The 19,557-nt window shown below is 71.6% G+C and carries 20 protein-coding genes; 13 read left to right on the forward strand and 7 right to left on the reverse strand.

Annotated features, from left to right (window positions below; all coding sequences use genetic code 11):
• Positions 1–2: 2 nt before the first annotated feature.
• From CTJ15_RS11550 to CTJ15_RS11565, 4 genes are all read left to right on the forward strand, one after another.
• Positions 3–329, forward strand: coding sequence for an RNA-binding S4 domain-containing protein (locus CTJ15_RS11550; protein ID WP_051004840.1), 327 nt, complete (start codon positions 3–5; stop codon positions 327–329).
• A gap of 139 nt (positions 330–468) precedes the next feature.
• Positions 469–942, forward strand: coding sequence for a Cys-tRNA(Pro) deacylase (ybaK, locus tag CTJ15_RS11555; RefSeq protein WP_019461231.1), 474 nt, complete (start codon positions 469–471; stop codon positions 940–942).
• A 140-nt stretch (positions 943–1,082) separates the two neighbouring features.
• Positions 1,083–1,415: a ferredoxin FdxA gene (fdxA, locus tag CTJ15_RS11560; RefSeq protein WP_019461230.1), complete on the forward strand. Its 333-nt coding sequence runs from the start codon at positions 1,083–1,085 to the stop codon at positions 1,413–1,415.
• 397 nt (positions 1,416–1,812) lie between these two features.
• Complete coding sequence (locus CTJ15_RS11565) at positions 1,813–2,466, forward strand: CarD family transcriptional regulator (RefSeq protein ID WP_075823034.1); 654 nt, start codon at positions 1,813–1,815, stop codon at positions 2,464–2,466.
• Between the two features lie 115 nt (positions 2,467–2,581).
• Here the strand turns inward: CTJ15_RS11565 and CTJ15_RS11570 are convergent, their stop codons facing one another.
• The 3 genes from CTJ15_RS11570 to CTJ15_RS11580 all read right to left on the reverse strand — a co-directional run bounded on the left by CTJ15_RS11570 (position 2,582) and on the right by CTJ15_RS11580 (position 7,190).
• Complete coding sequence (locus CTJ15_RS11570) at positions 2,582–3,382, reverse strand: Bax inhibitor-1/YccA family protein (RefSeq protein WP_171979145.1); 801 nt, start codon at positions 3,380–3,382, stop codon at positions 2,582–2,584.
• 956 nt (positions 3,383–4,338) lie between these two features.
• The gene (locus tag CTJ15_RS11575) at positions 4,339–5,832 is read right to left on the reverse strand and encodes an amidase (RefSeq protein WP_019461227.1); all 1,494 of its coding nucleotides are present in this window, start codon (positions 5,830–5,832) and stop codon (positions 4,339–4,341) included.
• A 305-nt stretch (positions 5,833–6,137) separates the two neighbouring features.
• On the reverse strand, positions 6,138–7,190 hold the full coding sequence (locus CTJ15_RS11580; protein ID WP_058389021.1) for a class I SAM-dependent methyltransferase: 1,053 nt from the start codon (positions 7,188–7,190) through the stop codon (positions 6,138–6,140).
• Between the two features lie 281 nt (positions 7,191–7,471).
• Here CTJ15_RS11580 and CTJ15_RS11585 point away from each other — a divergent pair, with 281 nt between their 5' ends.
• Positions 7,472–8,959: an amidase gene (locus CTJ15_RS11585; protein WP_216348686.1), complete on the forward strand. Its 1,488-nt coding sequence runs from the start codon at positions 7,472–7,474 to the stop codon at positions 8,957–8,959.
• Between the two features lie 50 nt (positions 8,960–9,009).
• On the opposite strand, the gene CTJ15_RS11590 is transcribed toward CTJ15_RS11585, so the two are convergent.
• Positions 9,010–11,640 (reverse strand): ABC transporter permease, encoded by a 2,631-nt coding sequence (locus CTJ15_RS11590; RefSeq protein ID WP_058389022.1) that lies wholly within the window; start codon positions 11,638–11,640, stop codon positions 9,010–9,012.
• Positions 11,637–12,425 (reverse strand): ABC transporter ATP-binding protein, encoded by a 789-nt coding sequence (locus CTJ15_RS11595; RefSeq protein ID WP_171979140.1) that lies wholly within the window; start codon positions 12,423–12,425, stop codon positions 11,637–11,639. Before CTJ15_RS11595 ends, CTJ15_RS11590 begins: the two co-directional genes overlap by 4 nt.
• A gap of 148 nt (positions 12,426–12,573) precedes the next feature.
• On the opposite strand from CTJ15_RS11595, the gene CTJ15_RS11600 reads away from it, so the two are divergent.
• The 6 genes from CTJ15_RS11600 (at position 12,574) to CTJ15_RS11625 (ending at position 16,505) form a co-directional block, all read left to right on the forward strand.
• Entirely contained in the window at positions 12,574–13,137 is a 564-nt protein-coding gene (locus tag CTJ15_RS11600) for an arylesterase (RefSeq protein ID WP_338129626.1), read from the forward strand.
• 118 nt (positions 13,138–13,255) lie between these two features.
• A complete protein-coding gene (thpR, locus tag CTJ15_RS11605; RefSeq protein WP_026033206.1) occupies positions 13,256–13,792 on the forward strand; it encodes an RNA 2',3'-cyclic phosphodiesterase in 537 nt (178 codons plus the stop codon).
• A 70-nt stretch (positions 13,793–13,862) separates the two neighbouring features.
• On the forward strand, positions 13,863–14,582 hold the full coding sequence (locus CTJ15_RS11610; RefSeq protein WP_058389024.1) for an NAD-dependent deacylase: 720 nt from the start codon (positions 13,863–13,865) through the stop codon (positions 14,580–14,582).
• Positions 14,549–15,148: a uracil-DNA glycosylase family protein gene (locus CTJ15_RS11615; protein ID WP_058389025.1), complete on the forward strand. Its 600-nt coding sequence runs from the start codon at positions 14,549–14,551 to the stop codon at positions 15,146–15,148. Before CTJ15_RS11610 ends, CTJ15_RS11615 begins: the two co-directional genes overlap by 34 nt.
• The gene (locus CTJ15_RS11620) at positions 15,145–16,194 is read left to right on the forward strand and encodes a hypothetical protein (RefSeq protein WP_058389026.1); all 1,050 of its coding nucleotides are present in this window, start codon (positions 15,145–15,147) and stop codon (positions 16,192–16,194) included. Before CTJ15_RS11615 ends, CTJ15_RS11620 begins: the two co-directional genes overlap by 4 nt.
• A gap of 89 nt (positions 16,195–16,283) precedes the next feature.
• Positions 16,284–16,505: a hypothetical protein gene (locus CTJ15_RS11625; protein ID WP_019461217.1), complete on the forward strand. Its 222-nt coding sequence runs from the start codon at positions 16,284–16,286 to the stop codon at positions 16,503–16,505.
• A gap of 64 nt (positions 16,506–16,569) precedes the next feature.
• On the opposite strand, the gene CTJ15_RS11630 is transcribed toward CTJ15_RS11625, so the two are convergent.
• Together CTJ15_RS11630 and gluQRS are read right to left on the reverse strand one after the other, a co-directional pair.
• On the reverse strand, positions 16,570–16,986 hold the full coding sequence (locus CTJ15_RS11630) for a metallopeptidase family protein (protein WP_019461216.1): 417 nt from the start codon (positions 16,984–16,986) through the stop codon (positions 16,570–16,572).
• 33 nt (positions 16,987–17,019) lie between these two features.
• Positions 17,020–17,907: a tRNA glutamyl-Q(34) synthetase GluQRS gene (gene gluQRS / locus CTJ15_RS11635; protein WP_027297252.1), complete on the reverse strand. Its 888-nt coding sequence runs from the start codon at positions 17,905–17,907 to the stop codon at positions 17,020–17,022.
• Positions 17,908–18,087: 180 nt separating this feature from the next.
• On the opposite strand from gluQRS, the gene CTJ15_RS11640 reads away from it, so the two are divergent.
• Positions 18,088–18,789, forward strand: a complete 702-nt coding sequence (locus CTJ15_RS11640) for an alpha/beta hydrolase (protein WP_019461214.1) — start codon at positions 18,088–18,090, stop codon at positions 18,787–18,789.
• A gap of 145 nt (positions 18,790–18,934) precedes the next feature.
• The gene (locus CTJ15_RS11645; protein WP_026033204.1) at positions 18,935–19,495 is read left to right on the forward strand and encodes an HNH endonuclease; all 561 of its coding nucleotides are present in this window, start codon (positions 18,935–18,937) and stop codon (positions 19,493–19,495) included.
• The last annotated feature ends 62 nt before the right edge of the window (positions 19,496–19,557 follow it).

A 19,557-nucleotide genomic window follows, 5' to 3' on the forward strand; every position in this document is an offset into this window, starting at 1 on the left:
GCTTGAGCGGCCCGGGCGTAGGCCCGAGAGGGGGCCAGAAGGGAGGGCAGGAGGGCCAGGACTGGCAGCGGCTGGATGCCTGGCTCTGGTGCGCGCGGGTGGCCAAGACCCGCGCCGCCTGTTCCCGTCTGGTCGAGGCCGGTGCCGTCCGCCTGAACCGCCAGCCGGCGGAAAAGGCCCACGCCCGGCTGCGGCCCGGGGATGTGCTGACCCTGGCGCTCGGCGGCCCGGAGCACGGCCGCATCCAGGTCTGGCGCGTCCTGTCCCTCGCCATGCGCCGTGGCCCGGCACCCGAGGCCCGGCTGCTCTACGAGGAACTCGCGGACTGAGCGGGGGCGGCGCGCCCTCCCCGGGAGATCGTGGGGACAGGGCTTCGTCCCGCCCCTGCCATGTTCCGTCCTGGTGGCCTAGGCTCGCCCGCAGGCCGCGCGGCCCCTGCCGCCGGCGTCATCCTGCCGGATCGGGCCCATGTCCAACGCCACTCCCGCCACCCGCTTCCTCGACAAGGCCGGTATCGCCTATGAGCGCCGGCACTACGACTACGCCCCGGGGGCGGAACGCATCGGGCTCCAGGCGGCGGAGGCCATCGGCGAGCCGCCGTCGCGCGTGCTGAAGACCCTGCTGGCCCGCGTGGATGGCAGGCCGGTCTGCGTGCTGCTGCCTTCGGACCGTGAGGCGAGCATGAAGCGCCTCGCCGCCGGCTTCGGCGGGAAATCGGCCGGGATGATGCCGCCCGGGGAGGCGGAGCGCCTCACCGGCTACCATGTCGGCGGCATCAGCCCCTTCGGCCAGCGGCGCCGCCTGCCCACGGCGATCGAGGAGGCCGCCATGGCCGAGCCCTATGTCTTCGTGAATGGCGGCCAGCGCGGCCTGCAGCTGCGCCTGGCCCCGGCGGAGGCCCGCGACGCGCTGGAGGCCATCGCCCTGCCCCTGGTGGCCTGATGCCGCCGCCGGGCAGGGGAACCGTCCCCACGGGGCAGACCGGCGGCATGAACGGCTTGCCGGAACGCCCCGTTCGCGCCATGTGACGCCGGAACTTTCGCCAGCGTGCCGGAAGAGATACCGGACAGGAGACTGCCGCAGTGACCTACGTCGTCACCGAGAACTGCATCCGCTGCAAGTACATGGACTGCGTCGAGGTGTGTCCCGTGGACTGCTTCTACGTCGGCGAGAACTTCCTTGTCATCCATCCGGATGAGTGCATCGACTGCGGCGTCTGCGAACCGGAATGCCCGGCGGAGGCGATCCTGCCGGACAGCGACGATCGCGCGACCGCCTGGGCCGAGGTCAACCGCACCTATGCCCAGCAATGGCCCAACATCACCCGCAAGGGCGAGGCGCCGGCGGATGCGGAGGAATGGAACGGCAAGCCGGACAAGGCCGGCCTGCTGAGCCCCAACCCCGGCAAGCCCTGAGGCCTCTCCGGCGGCAGGTCCTTCTGCCCGCCGCCCTTCCGGTGGTCCTCCGCCGGGAAGACCCCTGCCGCCGTCTGTCGGGCGAGCCCCGGCGGCGGATGCCCCGCATGTGACGAGCAGCGGATTTTCTGGTATGGGGCCGCTCGTTTTCGGTCAAGGCATCCCCAATCTCCCGTGGCCGGCCCGTTCCGCCGCCCGGTCGGTTCCGTTCGAGCAGGGCGGGACCAGGGGGAGGACATGGCCCGATCCGGAGAACGCAGCCCTCGCCGCGGGGCCGCGTTCATCCGCACTGGAGGTAGAGAATGAAGGCTCCCGCGCAAGCGCCAGCCCCCATCGTCATCCCCGGGGCCGCCCCCGGCGTCGCATCCGGATGGGACCAGCAGGGGAGTGTCCGGGCATGAGCGCCGATCCGAAGCCGGAAGAGACCATGGCCGACGCCGCCCCGGCTCCCGAGGCCCGGGCAGAGGAAAGCCAGGCCAACTCCGTTCCCAGCGGCCCGATTCGCCCCGCCCCGCCGCCCAAGCCGCTCGGCAACCAGGGCAAGGACTTCAAGGCGGGCGACCATGTCGTCTATCCGACCCATGGCGTGGGCCAGGTGCAGGGCATCGAGGAAGTGCCTGTCGCCGGCACGACCCTGAAGGTGATCGTGATCACTTTCGAGGAGAACCGGATGACGCTGAAGGTGCCGATGGCCAAGGCTCCTTCCTCCGGCCTGCGCAAGCTCGCCTCGCCGAAGGTGATGGACGAGGCCATGGCGACGCTGCGCGGCAAGGCCCGCATCAAGCGCACCATGTGGTCGCGCCGCGCCCAGGAATACGAGCAGAAGATCAACAGCGGCGATCCGATCGCCATTGCCGAGGTGGTGCGCGACCTGCACCGCAACGCCGGCCAGCCGGACCAGTCCTTCTCCGAGCGGCAGATCTACGAGCTGGCGCTGGACCGCCTGGCCATGGAGGTCGCGGCGCGGGACAGCACCGACAAGATCAAGGCCACGGTGAAGCTGATGGAGCACCTGAACAAGGCCGACAAGAGCGCCGACAGGGGGGAGTGATCCCCCTTCCCTTCCGGTCGCGGGATGCGGACGGCGGATATGGAAAAGGCCCCGGGGATCGCTCCCCGGGGCCTCTTGTCGTTCCGGCCCCCGTCCGGGCGGAGGCCGGGGCGGATCAGTTGGACTGGTTCCGCACGCCCATGAACTGCAGCATGAACTGGAACAGGTTCACGAAGTTCAGGTAGAGGCCCAGCGCGTCGAAGACGGAACGCTTGGCGGCCTCGTCGCTGCCCTCGGCATAGGCGAACTCGATGTAGTCCGCCTTGATGCGCTGCGTGTCGTAGGCGGTCAGTCCGGTGAAGATCAGCACGCCCAGGACGCTGATGGCGAACTGCAGCGCCGTGGAGCCGACGAACATGTTGACCAGCCCGGCGATGATGATGCCGATCAGGCCCATCATCAGGAAGCTGCCCATGCGGGTCAGGTCGCGGTTGGTGGTGTAGCCGTAGAGGCTGACCGCCGCGAACATGCCGGCCGTCACGAAGAAGGTCGTGGCGATCGAGGTGCCCGCGTAGATGACGAAGAGGTTCGCCATGCTGGCGCCCATCGCCGCGGCGAAGGCCCAGAACAGCGCCTGCACCGTCGTCTTCTGCATGCGGTTCACGCCGAAGGACAGCACCAGCACGAAGGCCAGCGGCGCCAGGATCGCGGCCCAGCCCAGCAGCGTGGGCTGCGTGACAAGGTAGCCGGACTGGGTGCGGCCCACGGTGTAGAAGGCCTGGGACAGCGCGGTGTTCGCGATGACATAGGCGACGATGCCGGTCAGCGCGAGGCCGGAGGCCATCCAGTTATAGACCCGCAGCATATAGGCGCGGAGCCCGGCATCCAGGACGGCGGCATCCGTGCTCGCCCGCCCCAGAGGCTGGGTCCACGCCGAGCCGCCGGTCGTGAAGCGGTTGTCGGGACGCAGTGCCATGGTGTGTTTAGGACTCCTCCTGGCGGGAATGAGGTTTGGGCCATCCCCGCAGTCACGGGACTATATGGACATTCTGTAATGCGGATCAATGGGCGAGAACGGCCCGGCCCCTCGGGCCGCCTCGCGCCAGGAGCCGCGATCGGATTCCGCCCCTTCCTTCTCCCGGCAGGGACCGGTGATATGGGGCGGCACACGACACATCCCAGCAGGATAACACGATCCCGCCGTTTCCGGCCGGATATCGCGCGGGCCGGGAATCGCCCCGAAGGAAAGAGCCTGCACCAAGCGCCCGGGCCTGAAAGACCATATCGGGAACGCACCGCGCCAGGACGCCACTCTCTTCGCCGGAACCCGCCGGTCCGAACCGGGACATGCCGATGCACCTCCTCTTCCCCAAGGGAATCTCCAGGGGCGTACCTGGGGAAGATGATGCGCTGATGGAGGAAGGACCATGGGCTTTCCGTGTCCTGCGGATTGCAAATGGTGACGGACTGGCACCTGGGGCGCCAGGACGCCCAGAATTCAGCCGATCCGCGCCGGTTTCGCCCCCTCGCCGGATGCCGGGAGCCTTGCCGCCGGCTGTGACAGTGGAACGCGGCCCCGCGCTCTCGCACGCATGGACCATGTCGTCGCGAGCGGTGGTTCCGGTGGCCTCGCGGCTCCGCCTGGCAGCGGCGCGACCGCGGCTGTCGCTCCCCAGGTCGTATCGGCCCAGCCGCTTCCCCAGACCTCGTCGGCCGGCTCCGTTCCCTGCCAGGGGTAACAGGCCGAAGCGCGATGCGTGAGCCTGAACATGGATGTGCCATCCAAAATATCTTTCGTTGTCTCTTTAATGATATTTTGGTGTCACGTCATGTCCTGTTTTCATAAAGCGCGCTCCTCGGCCGCTTTCTCGGGCAAAGTGGCCGGATGGAAGCGGGGCCGGAGGAAGCCTCCTCTCCGGCCCTCAGCCTGCCTCAGCCGAAGCCCATGAAGCCCGGGCTCTCGCGCAGCGGCACGGCGGCCTTGAGCTTCGCCAGGTCCGGCACCGGCCGGGCGGTGCGCGGGTCCCCGGCCAGCAGCCGCTCCAGCGCCGCCGCGACGGCCAGCACCTTCGCATCGCCGCCGCGCGGCCCGACGATCTGCAGGCCGAACGGCATGCCCCTGTGGTCCAGCCCCACCGGCAGCGAGATGGCCGGATGCCCGACCAGGGTCGCCGCATAGGCGAGCGCCAGCCAGTGGAAATAGGTCCGGGTCGGCACCCCGTCGATCTCGGCCGGGTAGAGCTCGGTCCAGGGGCGCGGGCTGAGCGTGACGGCCGGGGCCAGGATCACGTCATGGCTCTCGAAGAAGCCCTGCCAGCTCTTGTACATCGCCATCTGCAGCTTCATCGCCCGCACCACGTCGAGGGCGCTGTAGCCCAGCCCTTCCTCTACATTCGCGCGGACATTGGGGCCGACCTGGTCCGGCGTGTCGCGCACCTTCTCATGGAAGCCCGCGAGGAAGGACAGCGCGCGCAGCACCTCGAAGGACTCGTCGGCCCCGGCGCAGTCCGGCGTGGTGTCCTCCGCCCGGGCGAAGACATGGCGGAACAGGCCGGTCTTCTCGGCGAAGACCGCGCGGATGTGCTTCTCGGTCGGGGCGAAGCCGAAATCCGGCGTCAGCGCCACGCGCAGCGAGGCGAGGTCCACCGCCCCCGGCACGGCGAAATCCTCCGGGCGGCGGACCTGCCGGCCCTCGATGGTGGTGGCCAGCGGGTCGCCGGCATCGTCGCCGACCATGGTGGAGAGCAGCAGGCAGAGATCCGGCACGGTGCGCGCCATCGGCCCGAGCACGCCGAGCGCGGCCCAGCCCAGCGGCTTCTTCTCGTTCGGCACCAGGCCCGGCGTCGGGCGGAAGCCGACGATGCCATTATAGGCGGCCGGGTTGCGCAGCGAGCCGCCGGTGTCGGAGCCGGTGGCGACGGGCACCATGCCGCAGGCCAGCGCCACGCCCGAGCCGCCGGAGGAGCCCGCCGCCGAAAGCGACGGGTCGAAGGGATTACCCGTCGCGCCATAGACCCCGTTGCGCGTATTGGCGCCGGCGCCCCATTCCGGCGTGTTGGTCTTGCCGAGCACGATCGCCCCCGCCTTGCGGGTATGGGCGACGATCAGCTGGTCCTTCTCCGGCACATGGTCGCGGAACAACGTGCTGCCATAGGTGGTGCGCAGTCCCGCCACATCCTCCAGGTCCTTCACGCCGATGGGCAGGCCGTGCAGCGCGGGCAGCACATCGCCGCGCGCCACCGCCGCATCGGCCTCCTTCGCCGCCGCGCGGGCGCGGCCGTAGTCGCGCGCCACCATGGCGTTCACCGCGTGATCCACCGCCTCGATGCGGGCGATGCAGCTTTCCAGCAGCTCGGAGGCGGAGAGCTTCTTCCCGCCGATCAGGGCGCGCGCCTCGACGGCGGAGAGATCACAGGGTTCGGTCATCGGTGGTTCCTCGAAGTGGGGGGCCGGTGGCGCCGGACCTGCCGCAAGCAGCCGTCATGGCAGCGGCCGGCGCGGAGCCGGAGCCGGGCGCCTCGGGCCCGCGCAGGTTGGAAGCAGCGGGGCCACCGCACAAGAGCCCGGGGAGAAAGGGGACGGCATGACGCGGTGGTGCCGGCCGCCCGCGGCCTGGCCGTTTCCGCCGGGCCCTGGCGCTCCTGATGCCCCGGGGCTGCGGGCGCCCGTTCCCGGAGCCGGTCGCATCCGGGACGGGACTGCGCCGAACCCGGCGGAACGTGGCAGGGGCCCTACGGGCGCGCCTCGATGACCATGCTGAACGGCGTCTCCATCGCCCTGCGCACGGTGCCGAAGCCGCCTTGCCTGATGGCACCGGAAATGCGGGCGAACCCCGCCTGCGCGCCGAGGGCCGCGCCCACCGGCTGGTCGAGCGAGGTCGGCACGCAGATCATGGTCGAAGCCGCGTAGTAGAGGCGGCCCACCGGGTTCAGGTTCTCCTCCAGCCGGTCGCCCGCCCGCGGCTCGACCACCATCCAGCAGCCTTCCGGCTGCAGCGACCGGAGCACGTGCCGGGCCGCCCCGGCCGGGTCGCCCATGTCGTGCAGGCAGTCGAAGAAGGTCACGAGGTCGAGGTCCCGGCCCGGGAAGTCACTGGCCAGCGCGACCTCGAACCGCGTGTTGGCCGTCACGCCATGTTCCTCCGCATGGCGCCGGGCCTGTTCCACCGAGCCCGGATGGAAGTCGTATCCGGTAAAGCGGGAATTCGGGAAGGCCCTGGCCATCAGGATCGTGGAGAAGCCATGGCCGCAGCCGACATCGGCGACCGCCGCCCCGCGCTCCAGCTTCGCCACGACATCCCCGAGCGCGGGCAGCCAGGACGCCACGAGGTCGCGCTGATAGGCGGGGCGGAAGAAGCGCCCGACGGCGCAGAACAGGCAGGGCGCCTGCCCTCCCCAGCCGACGCCCTTGCCGCTGCGGAACGCGCTCTCCACCAGCGGCTCGTTGTCCATCAGCGCGGCCGCCATGTCGAAGCCGCCCTGCATGAAGAGCGGCCCCTCGGAGTCGGCGAGGAGCATCGCCTGCTCCGGCGGCAGGGTGAAGCGTCCGCTGCCGGGATCGTAGGACAGATAGCCGGAGGCCGCCTGATGCGAGAGCCATTCCCGGGCATAGCGTTCGGCCACGCCCGCCTCCGCTGCCAGCTCGGCCGGGGTCATGGGTCCCCGGGCCTGGAGCGCCTTGTAGAGGCCCAACCGGTCACCGAGACGGACGAGTGCCACGCTGCAGGCACCGCCGAGATCGCCGAGCATCTGGCTTATCACCTGGTGAAGCTTCGTCTCGTCCATGCTGCCTGTTCCTCCCATGCATCCATGTCCCGTTCGCGGCATCGGGCCAGCGCGTCGCGGGATCGGAAGCCGGGCCGGGCATGGCATGTCGCGACGATGGCCATCCGCCGTCCCGTCCGCGAACCGGGGAAGAGTTCCCGGCGGACCGTGCATCCGTCCGGCCCGCCGCGGCAAGTTAATTTCGAAACCGAACCTATGTTGCGCCGCCATCCGTCGCCAGCCTTCCTTCGTCGCGGCCTTGACCCCGGATGCCTCTCACCTAGGCTCGCGGCGCATTTCCGATGGAACGCGACATGACGCTGGCGATGGGCTGGGACGAATGGGCGAAGCATGACGCGGTGGCGCTGGCCAATCGCGTCCGGGCCGGCGAGGTGAGCGCGGCCGAACTCGCCGCCCAGGTCGCCGCCGGCATCGCCAAGGTGAACCCCGCGCTCGGCGCCGTGGTCGAGGTCTTCGAGGATCTCGTCGCCGAGCCCTTCCGGGACGGCACCTCCCCGGATGGCCCCTTCGCCGGCGTGCCCTATCTGATGAAGGATCTCGGCCCCACCCTGAAGGGCCGGTTGCAGGAGATGGGCTCGCATCTCATGCAGGGGAACCGGGCGCAGGCGGACAGCTTCCTCGCCGGGCAGATCCGCCGCGCCGGGCTGAACATCCTGGGGCGCACCACCACGCCCGAATTCGGCTGCTGCTCCGCCGCCGAGAACCCGGCGATGTATGTGACGCGCAATCCCTGGAACACGGGCTACACCACCAACGGCTCCTCCGCCGGCACGGCGGCGGCGGTGGCGGCGGGGGTGCTGCCGATCTCGCATGCCACGGATGGCGGCGGCTCGATCCGCATCCCGGCGGGCGCCACCGGCAATATCGGGCTGAAGCCCTCGCGCGGCGTCTTCTCCATCGCGCCCTATGCCTCGGACCTGACCGGCCTCGTCTCCATCCAGGGCTGCCACAGCCGCACGGTGCGCGACACGGCGCTCTTCGTCGATGCCTGCCGCGGCGGCGCGCCGGGCGAGTTCATGCCCTACTGGAAGGCGGACGAGGCCTATTCGGCGCTGATCCGGCGCGACCCGAAGCCGCTGCGCATCGCGCTGTCGCATGAATGGGGCGACTACCGCGCGGTGCCGCATTTCGTGGCGGAGCTGGAGCGCGTGGGCCGCCTGCTGGAAAGCCTGGGCCACCATGTCGAATGGGCGCTGCCACGGGTGGATTTCCGCGCCGCCTTCGCCGCGCAGACCACCTGCTACGTCAGCAACTTCGCGCAGACCGTGAACAACCTGATCGCGCCGCTCGGGCTGGACCGCCCGCCGGCGGACAAGGTGGAGCCGATCAACATCCGCATCTGGGAGGCGGGCATCGGCACCAGCTTCACCGAGCGGGCGCGGATGCAGGCGGTGTTCAACAGCACCTCCCGCGCCTTCGGAGAGTTCTTCGAGGAATGGGACATCATCCTCACCCCGATCACCGCCCTGCCGACACCGGTGATCGGCACCACCGAATACCTGACGATCAGCGACAATCCGGATGTCTATGACTGGTTCGGCAATCTCTGGCGCAACTTCGCCTATACGCCGCTCTCCAACCTCTGCGGCATCCCGGCGATCTCCCTGCCCCTCGCCTGGCAGGAAAGCGGGTTGCCGCTCGGCATCCAGGCGCAGACGCGGCAGGCGGGGGACGGGCTGCTGCTGCAACTGGCGGCGCAGGTCGAGCGCGCCATCGGCGGGCGCTGGAACGACGGGAAGCGCCCCGGCGTGCATGTGACGGCGGGCTGAGGCGGCCGGGGCCCTGGGACGGGCACCGCCTCGCCCCGGGGCCATTCGGCCTACTCGTTCCGCAGCAGCGGCGCCGGGCGCACCCGCAGCGCCAGCGCGGTGCCGACCCAGCCCATGCCGAGGGTGAGCACGGCGCAGCCCAGCACGGTCAGCAGCAGCGTGCCGGGCAGGAAGGCCCAGTCCATGCGCATCACGAAGCGCACCACGCCCCAGGAGGCGAGCGTCCCGGCCGCCGCCGCGATCAGCCCCGCCGTCACGCCCAGCAGGCCGAATTCCACCAGCCAGGCATTGCGGATCTGCGCCCGGGTGGCGCCCAGCGTCTTGAGCACCACCGCGTCGCGGATGCGCCGCGCCTGCCCCGCCGCCACCGCGCCCGCCAGCACCAGTGCCCCGGCGACCAGCGTCAGCGCCGCCGTGGATGTCATGGCCATGGCGAGCTGCCCGAGCGTCTCGCCCAGCGCGTCCAGCGCCTCCTGCACGCTGATGCCGGTGACGTTGGGGAAGGTGTCGGTCACGGCGCGCAGGATGCCGCCCTCGGCGGCCTGATCGGCGCGGATCGTGGCGATATGCGTGTGCGGCGCGGATTCCAGCAGGCCGGGCGAGGCGACCAGGGCGAAGTTCAGCCCTAGGCCGCGCCACTCGATGTCGCGCAGCGAGCCGATGCGGAATTCCAGGTCGCGGCCCAGGATGTTCAGCGTCACCGTATCGCCCAGCCCGACGCCCCAGCCGCGCGCGAGATTGGCGTCGAGCGAGACCAGCGGCGGCCCCTTGTAGTCCGGCGCCCACCATTGCCCGGCGGTGAGGCGCGTGCCTTCCGGCGGCGTCGCGGCATAGGTCAGGCCGCGGTCGCCGCGCAGGGCCCAGGCGGAATCCTCGCTGACCTGGAGCTGTTCCACCGGGATGCCCTTCACCGCCACGATGCGGGCGCGCAGCGAGGGCACGCGCTGTTCCTCGTGCACGCCCGGCAGGCCCTGCACCAGCGCGTCGAAGCGCTGCGCCTGGTCGTTCTGGATGTCGATGAAGAAGAAGCTCGGCGCGCCGTTCGGGATCTGCTCGGTGATCTGGCGGCGCAGGTTGCCCTCGATCAGCGCCACCGCCGCCAGGGTGGTGAGGCCGATGCCCAGCGAGACCAGCATCAGCGCGGTCGGCGCACCGGGGCGGTGCAGATTGGCGAGGCCCAGCCGGATCTCGGGGCGCCGTACCGTGCGGAAGCGGCGCGCGGCCGCCTGGAGCGCCCAGGCGCCGATCCGGAACAGCCCCAGCGTCGCCGCGGCGCCCAGGCAGAACCAGAGGGCGAAGAGCTTCTGCTCGGAGCTGAACACGACCAGCGCCACCAGCAGGACGACCACGGCCGCGTTCACCAGCAGCAGCCACAGGCGCGGGCGCCCGGCCACCGGCTGCACGGCGTCGCGGAACAGGGCCGCGCCGGGGATCTCCCGCGCCCGCCCCAGCGGCCAGAGCGAGAAGGCCAGCGCCGCCAGCAGCCCATAGACCGCCGCCAGCAGCAGCGGCAGCGGATAGAAGCCGAAGCGTGGCGGCACCGGCAGCACACCGGCCAGGGCCTGCGCCGCCAGCCAGGTCAGCCCCATGCCGCCCAGCAGGCCGATCGCGATCCCCAGCGCCGACAGCACCAGGAGCTGCAGCAGGTAGGTGGCGAAGATCACCCGCGCCGGGGCGCCCAGGCAGCGCAGCGTGGCGATGGTCCGCGCGCGCCTGTCCAGCCAGGCGCGCACGCCGGTCGCCACGCCGATGCCGCCGACCAGCAGGGCCGTCAGCCCGGCCAGGGTGAGGAAGGAGGCGGCATTGTCCACGAAGCGCCCCACGCCCGGGGCGCCGTCCGAGGCGTCGCGGATGCGCCAGCCGCTGTCGGCGAAGCCCTGGGCACGCAGGGCTGCGGTGAAGCGCGCCTCCTCCGTCCCGGGCGGCAGGCGCAGGCGGTAGGCATAGGTCACCAGCGATCCCGGCTGGATCAGCTCGGTCGCCGGCAGGGCGGCGAGCGGAACGATGGCGCGCGGCCCGAACTGGAAGGCGCTGGCCACCTTGTCGGGCTCGGAGGCCACGGTGCCGCGCAGCACGAAGCGGGCCTCACCGATCCGCACCGTGTCGCCCACCCTCATTCCCAGCCGGTCGAGCACCAGACGGTCCAGCGCCAGGGGCCAGCGGCCCTCCGCGTCGGGCCGGTCGCCCAGGGGGCCGGGCGGGTCCAGCTCCAGCGTGCCATAGAGCGGATAGGTCCCGTCCACCGCCTTCAGCTCCACCAGCGAGCGATCGATGCCGGAGCGCGGCTCCGTGTCCGGTCCCGTGGGTGCCACGCCGCCACCTTCATCGCGCGGGGCCACCGCCATGGCGCGCATGGAGACCACCTCGCTGACCCGCGCGCCTTGCGCCTCCAGCCAGCGTCGCCCTTCCTCCGGCATCGGGCGCTGCGAGGCCCTGACCTCCAGGTCGCCACCCAGGAGGCGCGCGCCATCGGCCGCCAGCCCGGTTTCCACGGCGGCGCGCAGCGTGCCGACGGCGGCGATGGCGGCCACGCCCAGCGCGAGGCAGGCGAGCACGATCCGCAGCCCCTTCACCCCGCCGCGCAGCTCCCGCCGCGCCAGGCGCCAGGCCAGGGCCAAGGTGCCGGCGGAGGGAGCGCTCCCGGCCAGGGCGGCGCGCTCCGGGAAGGCCGAGGCGCTCATGCCGAGGGCGATCCCGCCACGCCGAGGTCCAGCCCCGCCCCGGCGCGTGCGCCAGCCCCGGAGATCGTGGAATGCCGCCCATCCCCGGCGCCGGTGTCGGACACGATCCGCCCATCCTCGATGCGCACCTGCCGCTCGCAGCGATCCGCCAGGGCGGGATCGTGGGTGATCAGCACCAGCGTCGTGCCGAGGCGCCGGCGCAGGCCGAAAAGCAGCTCCATCACCGCCTCCCCGGTCGCGCGGTCGAGGTTGCCGGTCGGCTCGTCGGCCAGGAGCAGCGCGGGTTCCCCCACGAAGGCCCGCGCCAGGGCCACGCGCTGCTGCTCGCCGCCCGAGAGCTGGCCGGGATAGTGGTCGAGACGGTGGCCGAGCCCGACCTCGCGCAGCGCAGCCTCCGCGCGCTCGAAGGCATCGCGCCGCCCGGCGAATTCCAGCGGCACGGCCACGTTCTCCCGCGCCGTCATGGTGGGCACGAGGTGGAAGGCCTGGAAGACGATGCCGATCCGGTCCCGCCGCAGCCGCGCCAGCGCATCCTCGTCCAGCGCGCCGAGGTCCTGGCCCGCGACGCACAGCATGCCGGAGCTCGCGCGCTCCAGCCCCGCCAGCAGCATCAGCAGCGAGGTCTTGCCGGAGCCGGAGGGACCGACGATGCCCACCGCCTCCCCCGCCCGGATGGCGAGATCCAGCCCCTTGAGGATGTTGACCGGTCCGCCGCTGGCAACCACGTTGAAGGTCACGCGCTGCGCCTCGATGAGAGGTCCGGCGGGGGGCGAGGAGGAGGTCATCATGTCCGGCATCGCCCAGAGATTGTCCCGGCGCGCTGCGCTGCACAGGGGGCTCACCCGTTTCGCATTGTGTCTGGCCGCGCCCATGGCGCTGCCGCTCCTGGCCGTCCAGCCGGCCCGGGCGGCGGCGAAGCCCATCAAACTGTTGATGTTGGGCGATTCCATCACCGCCGCCTATGGCCTGTCGCGGGAGGATGGGCTGCCCGCGCAGCTCCAGGCAGCGTTGTCGCGGCCGGACCGTCCGGTCCAGGTGATCGACGCCGGCGTGTCCGGCGACACCACGGCCGGGGGGCGCTCCCGGCTCGACTGGGCGCTGGCCGATTCGCCGGATGCGGTGATCGTGGCGCTGGGCGGCAATGACGGGCTGCGCGGGATCGAGCCCCGGGACACCGAGGCCAATCTCGCCGCCATCCTCGACGCGCTGAAGGTACGCAAGGTCCCCGCCCTGCTGGCGGGCATGCTGGCGCCGCCCAATCTCGGCGCCGATTACGGGCGGGAGTTCTCCGGCGTCTTCGCCCGGCTGGCCAAGGCGCATCCGGAGGCGGTGTTCTACCCCTTCCTGCTGGATGGCGTGGCCGGGGACCCGGCCCTGAACCAGGCCGACCGCATCCACCCGAACCCTCAGGGGGTGAAGGTGCTGGTGGCGAGGATGCGGCCCGCGGTGGAGGCGCTGATCGCGCGGATTCCCACCGGCCCTTCCGGCGAAGGCTGAGGGAGAGGGAGGGAGACCGGGCAGCCAGCAGCCGAGACCGACGCACCAGATGCCGCCGCGGGGCCGCCGAGGCTCGCGCACGACCACCATCCCGACGCCATGGGGGCTTTCCGATCCGATGTTGCGACTGTTTGTGGCTCTCGCCCTGCCCGAATTGCTGCGCGACCAGCTTGCCGGCCTCGCCGGCGGTATCCCCGGGGCGAAATGGGTGCCGCCCGGCAACTACCACCTGACCCTGCGCTTCATCGGCGCCATCGAGCGCTGGCGGGCCGAGGAGGTGGACGAGGCGCTCGCCGCCATCCGCGCCCGCCCCTTCGACCTGTCGCTCTGCGGCGTCGGCACCTTCGAGAAGGCCGGGCGAATCCAGAGCCTCTGGGTCGGGGTGGAGCGCACCGAGGCGCTGTCGCACCTCCAGGCCAAGGTGGAGACCGCCCTGCAGCGCGTGGGGCTGGAGCCGGAGCGCCGCCGCTTCGCACCGCACATCACCCTGGCGCGGGTCGACCGGGCGGAGGTGCCGAAGCTCGTCTCCTATGTCCAGGCGCACAACCTGTTCCGCGCCCCGCCGGTGCGGATGGAGCAGTTCACGCTCTTCTCCTCACTGCTCGGCAAGGAGCACTCGGTCTATACGCCGGAAGTGGAGTACGCCCTGGCCTGAGCGGCGCGCCCACCGCAGCGTGACCTCGGGCCCGCTTGACGGGCGGCGAGGCGCCGTGCCCCAAACGGGCATGGCCTCCCCGCCGAAGATCGTCGTCCTCACCGGTGCCGGCATCAGCCGGGAATCCGGCCTGTCCACCTATCGCGACCGGGATGGAATCTGGGCCAGGGTCCCGCTGGAGGAAGTGGCCCAGCCGGCGGCCTTCGCCCGCGATCCGGCCTGGGTGCATGAATTCTACAACGCCCGCCGTGCCCAGCTGCGCGAGGTCGAGCCCAATGCCGCGCACCGTGCCCTGGCGGCTCTCGACGCGCGCTGGCCGGGGGAGTTCCTGCTGGTCACGCAGAACGTGGACGGGCTCCACGGCCGGGCCGGTTCCCGCCGCCTGGTGCAGATGCACGGGGCGCTGCGCGAGGCACGCTGCACCCGCTGCGGCACGGTCACTCCCTGGGACGAGGACCTGTCCACCGCGACCGCCTGTCCTGCTTGCGGCCAAGCGGGCGGCCAAGCGGGCGGGATGCGGCCGAACGTGGTCTGGTTCGGCGAGATGCCGCTGCACATGGGGCGGATCGAGGCGGCGCTGGAGGAATGCGAGCTCTTCGTCTCCATCGGCACCTCGGGCAGCGTCTATCCGGCGGCAGGCTTCGTGGCCGGGGTGCGGAACCGTGCCGACACGCTGGAGCTGAACCTGGAGCCCTCTGCCGGGTCGGATCTCTTCGACGAGGCCCGGCACGGCCCGGCCACGCGGCTGGTGCCGGAATGGGTGGCGGAGGTCCTGGCCCGTTGGACCTGAAACGGGCGGAGACCGAGGCCCGCGCCTGCACCCTCTGCGCGCCGTGCCTGCCGCTGGGGCCGCGCCCGATCCTGCAGGTGGGCACGCGGGCGCGGCTGCTGATCACGTCCCAGGCCCCGGGTACCAAGGCGCATCTTTCCGGCATCCCCTTCCGGGACGCCTCTGGCATCCGGCTGCGCGACTGGCTGGAGCTGGACGAAGAGGTCTTCTACGACCCGGAGCGCGTGGCCATCCTGCCCACCGGCTTCTGCTATCCCGGTCGCCTGCCGCGCGGCGGGGATGCCCCGCCCCGGCCGGAATGCGCGCCGCTCTGGCATCCGCGCCTGCTGCCGCTGATGCCGGAGATCCGCTGTCGCCTGCTGGTGGGCAGCTATGCCCAGCGCCTCGTGCTCGGGCCGGGCAGCCTGGCCGAGCGGGTGCGGCGGCACGAGGACTTCCTGCCCCACTACTTCCCCCTGCCCCACCCTTCCTGGCGCACCCTCACCTGGGCGGCGAAGAACCCTTGGTTCGAGGCCGAGGTCATCCCCCGGCTGCGCCAGGTGGTGCGGGAGATCCTGGCGGGATGAGCGCCGCCCCGGTCCCGTCCCGTCCCCGCCGGCCCTGGGCGGAACCGGCCCGCCCGAGGCTGCGGAACCTCCTGCTGGCCGTGCCCCTGTTCCTTTCCACCGGGGCGGCGAGCGCGGAAGGGCTGAGCGGGGCCGAGGCCACGGCCTTCCTGGCGCAATCCGTCTGCCTGGACGGCGCCGGGGCGCCGATCCCCGGCCGCCTGCCCTTCGAGCCCGGCTGCGACCGCCGCCGCCCCGCCCGGATCGAGGAGGTGCTGCCATGGCGCAAGACCGACTTTCCCGACAGCGGCGCCGCGCTGGCCCGGCCGCAGGGCTACATGGCCTCCGACGCCGTGGTCGGGCGGCTGCTGGGCCGTCCCGCCATCATCCAGACCTTCGACATCGGCGGCGGCTTCCAGGGACATGAGTTCGGCCGCTTCGAGCCGGATGAGGGCGGGCAGGCCGCTCTGCTCAGCCCGGGCCCCAACGGGGTGGAGGCGGGTTTCGTGGTCACGCAGGACGGCGGACGGCCCGGCGTGCTGCAATGGTTCCTCTCCCCGGCCTGCCGCCCCGGCGCACCCCCGGCCCCGGCCTGGCTGGCCTTCGCCGGAGAGGTTCCCGACGGCCGCTGGGCGGAGCGGATCGCGCCCATCAACATCGCCGCCGCGCCCAATGCCTGCCCGCGCGATTTCGGCCGCGCCCTGACCCGCTGGCGGCGGGCGCGGATCGCCCTGCCGATGCGCTGGCATGACGACCCCACGCCCAGGAGCCTGCCGGTGGAGACGATCGTCTCCGAGCACTATGCCCGGCCGGAGATCGCCGCCTCCGACCACCTGGAACGCTTCTGGTTCGCCCGCGACCTCGGCATGGTGCGGTGGGAGCGCTGGAACAACGGCGCCTTCCTGGCCGACACGCCGGAACGGGGCCGCTGGTTCGCACGCACCGGCCGCTGCGGGCCGGTCCCCTTCTCGGAAAGCCCGGGCTCCGGCTGGGCGCTGGTGGATTGCCGGACATGGACCAACTTCTCCCGCCAGGGCGGACGCGTGGCGCCATGGCCGCTTCCCTGACGGCGGGGGTCATGAGCCCGGAGGCGCGGCGGAAGGGAGCCAAGTGCCCCCTGCCGCGTTACCGGAACATGTCTCCAGGGAGAACAGGCATGAACAACCCGAAGAAGCCGATCGACCACAGCGCGGACTGGGAGCACGCGCAGCGCCAGAACGAGCGCAGCTGGGGCGACGACCCGAACCTGCCGAACGAGGGGCAGGAGCAGTCCGACCGGCAGAAGCAGGAACGGACCGACGAGGATTACGGCATCGGCAAGGAAGGGACCGACCCCCGCCGTGACGAGGCCGGGCGCTCGCCAAAGAACCCGGTCTGAGGAACAGGGGGCGGGTGCTTGGCTCCGGCGCCGGGCTCCCGGCCCGTTCCGGGGCGGGGCGGCGTCAGCCCGGCGCGGCCTCGTCCCCCTCGCCTTCCAGCCGGGCGATTTCCTCGTCCGAGAAACCGAAATGGTGGCCGACCTCATGGATGATGACGTTCCGCACCAGACGGAAGAGATCCTCGCCGGTTTCCACCCATTCGACCAGGATCGGCTCCCGGTACAGCGTGATCATATCGGGCTCCCGCGGCAGGTCGCCGGTGGAGCGTTCCGTCAGCGGCACGCCGCGGTACAGGCCGGTCAGCTCCCAGGGATGCTCCAGTCCCATCTCCTCCAGCGTCTCGTCGTCAGGAACCTCCTCCACGGCGATGGCGAGGTTGCGCACGGAGACGCGCAGCTCCTCCGGCAGGGCACAGAGGGCGGTTTCGGCCAGGCTGGCGATATCCTCGGCCGAGGGCGGCGTGGTGTGGTGCGGAACCATGCGCGGAGGGGGGACATACTTCCCCCCATCCCGTCAAGCGGCAGGCGTCGCCCCTCCTGCCGGGGAGCCTTCCGCCAGGGCCAGGATCTCCCGGGGTGACAAGCCTTCCCGCAGGAGTTGCCGCACCGGCTTCGCGCCGTCCCGCTTCGCCAGCCGCTTCCCATCTGGCCCGAGAAGCAGCGGGTGGTGGGCGTAACGGGGTTCCGGCCAGCCCATCAGTGCCTGCAGCAGCCGGTGGATGTCGGTGGCGGCCCGCAGGTCCTCGCCCCGCGTCACCAGCGTCACGCCCTGAAGCGCGTCGTCATGCGTGACACAGAGGTGGTAGGAGGCCGGGGCGTCCTTGCGGGCCAGCACCGCGTCGCCGAAGCGGGCCGGGTCGCAGCGGACCCGACCATGTCCCTGTTCCGCGTAGGAAAGCGGGCCATCCAGGGTGGCAAGGGCCGCCGGCATGTCCAGCCGCAGCGCGTGCGGCTCCCCGGCCGACAGGCGGCGGGCGCGTTCCGCCGGATCCAGCCGGCGGCAGGTGCCGGGATAGGCGGGCCCCTCCGGCCCGGCCTCCCCCGGATGCGGGGCCGCGCCGCTGTGGGCGATCTCGCGCGCGATCTCCGCGCGGGTGCAGAAGCAGGGATAGAGCAGGCCGCGCCGCGCCAGGCTGTTCAGGACCAGGCGGTATTCCGGCAGGTGTTCGGACTGCACCCGCACCGGACCATTCCAGTCCAGGCCAAGCGCCCGCAGGTCCTCCCCGATTGCCGCGCGGTATTCGGGGCGGCAGCGGGTCGGGTCGATGTCCTCGATGCGGAGCAGGAAGCGCCCGCCCGCCCGCCGCGCCGCGCGCCAGCCTTGCAGGGCCGAGCGCACATGGCCGAGATGCAGGTAGCCCGTCGGACTCGGGGCGAAGCGTGTGACCACCTCCGCTGTCATGACGCCGCTCCGCCGCGATGCGTGCCGGCTGCGGATATGGCGATGCCTTGGTCCAACGGAGCGGGATGGGGTTCGCGGGGCATCGGAGGGTCCTGAACGCCGGGCAGGCGGGGCAGGCTCTATAGCCGCTCCCTGCCCAGGAGAAGACGAGCCGGGGAAAGCGAGGAAGGAGAAGATGGAATGGCGCAGGAGAGTTCCAACATCCTGCCGGAAGGTCCGGAGCCAGGGCGTGGCCCGGCGCGGAGCTGGGGCCCGCCCTCTGGCCGGACGCCCCGCCAGCTCGTGCTGCTGCTGCACGGCGTTGGAGCCCGGGGCGACGACCTGCTGCCCTTCGCCCCCGCCCTGGGCGGGGTCCTGCCGGATGCGCTCTTCCTGGCGCCGGATGCGCCGGAGCCCTATGACGGCGCGCCCTTCGGCCGGCAATGGTTCTCGCTGGAAGACCGCCGCCCTGCCGTGCTGGTGCCCGCCATCCGGGCCGCCGCGCCGCTGCTGGCGCGGCGCATCGCCTTCTGGCTGGACAGGCTGGGGCTGGATTCCGGGGCGCTGGTGCTGCTCGGCTTCTCCCAGGGCGCGATGATGGCGCTGCATGCCGGGCTCCGCCTGCCGCATCCGCCCGCCGCCATCCTGGCCTATGCCGGGGCGCTGCTGGACCCGGAGGGGCTGGAGCGGGAACTGGTGCGCCCGCCTCCGCCGGTGCTGCTGGTGCATGGTGAGGTTGACCCCGTGGTCCCGGCCGAGGCCTCCCGCCGCGCCGCACTCCGGCTGCGGCAGTTCGGCGTGCCGGTGGAGGCATTGTTCGAGCCGGGGGTGGACCACACCATCTCGCCGGAAGGCATGATGGCGGGCGCGGCCTTCCTGCGGCGTTGCATGAAGCCTTCGTGACCTTTGCGGCACAAGCTGTTGCGGCGTGGCCCACCGCATGGCAAACCAGCCACACACATCGGACGGCGCCACTTCATCTGGGGCCTGATCGTCCGGACAGGCCCCAGCGCTGGTGGTCCCGTCCCTCCGGGATGGGGAGCCACACTTGCCTGACGGTGGTCAAACTTTCCCAGCACTGGTGCTGAACGCGGATTTTCGGCCGCTTTCCTATTATCCGTTGTCGCTCTGGTCCTGGCAGGACGCGGTGAAGGCCGTGTTCCTGGACCGTGTCTCGGTGCTCAGCGAATACGAGCATGAGGTGCGGTCTCCGACTCTCACCATGAAGCTGCCCAGCGTCATCGCCCTGCGGGAATACATTCCCTCGGCGCGCAAGCCGGCCTTCACGCGCTTCAACGTCTTCCTGCGCGATCACTTCTCCTGCCAGTACTGCGGTGATGGCTTTCCCACGCCGGAACTGACCTTCGACCATGTGATCCCCCGCTCCCGCGGCGGCCGGACGACCTGGGAGAATGTCGTGACCGCCTGCGGCCCCTGCAACCTGCGCAAGGGATCCCGCCTGCCGCGGGATTGCCAGATGATCCCGCGCGTGACGCCGCGCCAGCCCACCTCCTGGGAGTTGCAGGATAACGGTCGGGCCTTCCCGCCAAACTACCTCCACCAGAGCTGGCGCGACTACCTGTACTGGGACAGCGAACTGGAAAGCTGACGGGACACCCTGTCGCGCGGGAGGCGCCCGGCCATGGGACAGGCGCCTCCCGGGTTCTGCCT

This window comes from Roseomonas sp. FDAARGOS_362, assembly GCF_002754815.1.
Lineage (GTDB): Bacteria > Pseudomonadota > Alphaproteobacteria > Acetobacterales > Acetobacteraceae > Roseomonas > Roseomonas mucosa.

What these genes read in the sequence shown, in the direction of transcription:
- CTJ15_RS11595 (WP_171979140.1), bottom strand. Translation starts at nt 12,425, where the DNA reads ATGACCTCCTCCTCGCCCCCCGCCGGACCTCTCATCGAGGCGCAGCGC.
- CTJ15_RS11615 (WP_058389025.1), top strand. Translation starts at nt 14,549, where the DNA reads ATGGGTGGCGGAGGTCCTGGCCCGTTGGACCTGAAACGGGCGGAGACC.
- CTJ15_RS11600 (WP_338129626.1), top strand. Translation starts at nt 12,574, where the DNA reads ATGTTGGGCGATTCCATCACCGCCGCCTATGGCCTGTCGCGGGAGGAT.
- gluQRS (WP_027297252.1), bottom strand. Translation starts at nt 17,907, where the DNA reads ATGACAGCGGAGGTGGTCACACGCTTCGCCCCGAGTCCGACGGGCTAC.
- CTJ15_RS11610 (WP_058389024.1), top strand. Translation starts at nt 13,863, where the DNA reads ATGGCCTCCCCGCCGAAGATCGTCGTCCTCACCGGTGCCGGCATCAGC.
- CTJ15_RS11570 (WP_171979145.1), bottom strand. Translation starts at nt 3,382, where the DNA reads ATGGCACTGCGTCCCGACAACCGCTTCACGACCGGCGGCTCGGCGTGG.
- CTJ15_RS11590 (WP_058389022.1), bottom strand. Translation starts at nt 11,640, where the DNA reads ATGAGCGCCTCGGCCTTCCCGGAGCGCGCCGCCCTGGCCGGGAGCGCT.
- CTJ15_RS11630 (WP_019461216.1), bottom strand. Translation starts at nt 16,986, where the DNA reads ATGGTTCCGCACCACACCACGCCGCCCTCGGCCGAGGATATCGCCAGC.
- CTJ15_RS11620 (WP_058389026.1), top strand. Translation starts at nt 15,145, where the DNA reads ATGAGCGCCGCCCCGGTCCCGTCCCGTCCCCGCCGGCCCTGGGCGGAA.
- CTJ15_RS11585 (WP_216348686.1), top strand. Translation starts at nt 7,472, where the DNA reads ATGGAACGCGACATGACGCTGGCGATGGGCTGGGACGAATGGGCGAAG.
- ybaK (WP_019461231.1), top strand. Translation starts at nt 469, where the DNA reads ATGTCCAACGCCACTCCCGCCACCCGCTTCCTCGACAAGGCCGGTATC.
- CTJ15_RS11580 (WP_058389021.1), bottom strand. Translation starts at nt 7,190, where the DNA reads ATGGACGAGACGAAGCTTCACCAGGTGATAAGCCAGATGCTCGGCGAT.
- CTJ15_RS11640 (WP_019461214.1), top strand. Translation starts at nt 18,088, where the DNA reads ATGGCGCAGGAGAGTTCCAACATCCTGCCGGAAGGTCCGGAGCCAGGG.
- thpR (WP_026033206.1), top strand. Translation starts at nt 13,256, where the DNA reads ATGTTGCGACTGTTTGTGGCTCTCGCCCTGCCCGAATTGCTGCGCGAC.
- CTJ15_RS11565 (WP_075823034.1), top strand. Translation starts at nt 1,813, where the DNA reads ATGAGCGCCGATCCGAAGCCGGAAGAGACCATGGCCGACGCCGCCCCG.
- CTJ15_RS11575 (WP_019461227.1), bottom strand. Translation starts at nt 5,832, where the DNA reads ATGACCGAACCCTGTGATCTCTCCGCCGTCGAGGCGCGCGCCCTGATC.
- CTJ15_RS11625 (WP_019461217.1), top strand. Translation starts at nt 16,284, where the DNA reads ATGAACAACCCGAAGAAGCCGATCGACCACAGCGCGGACTGGGAGCAC.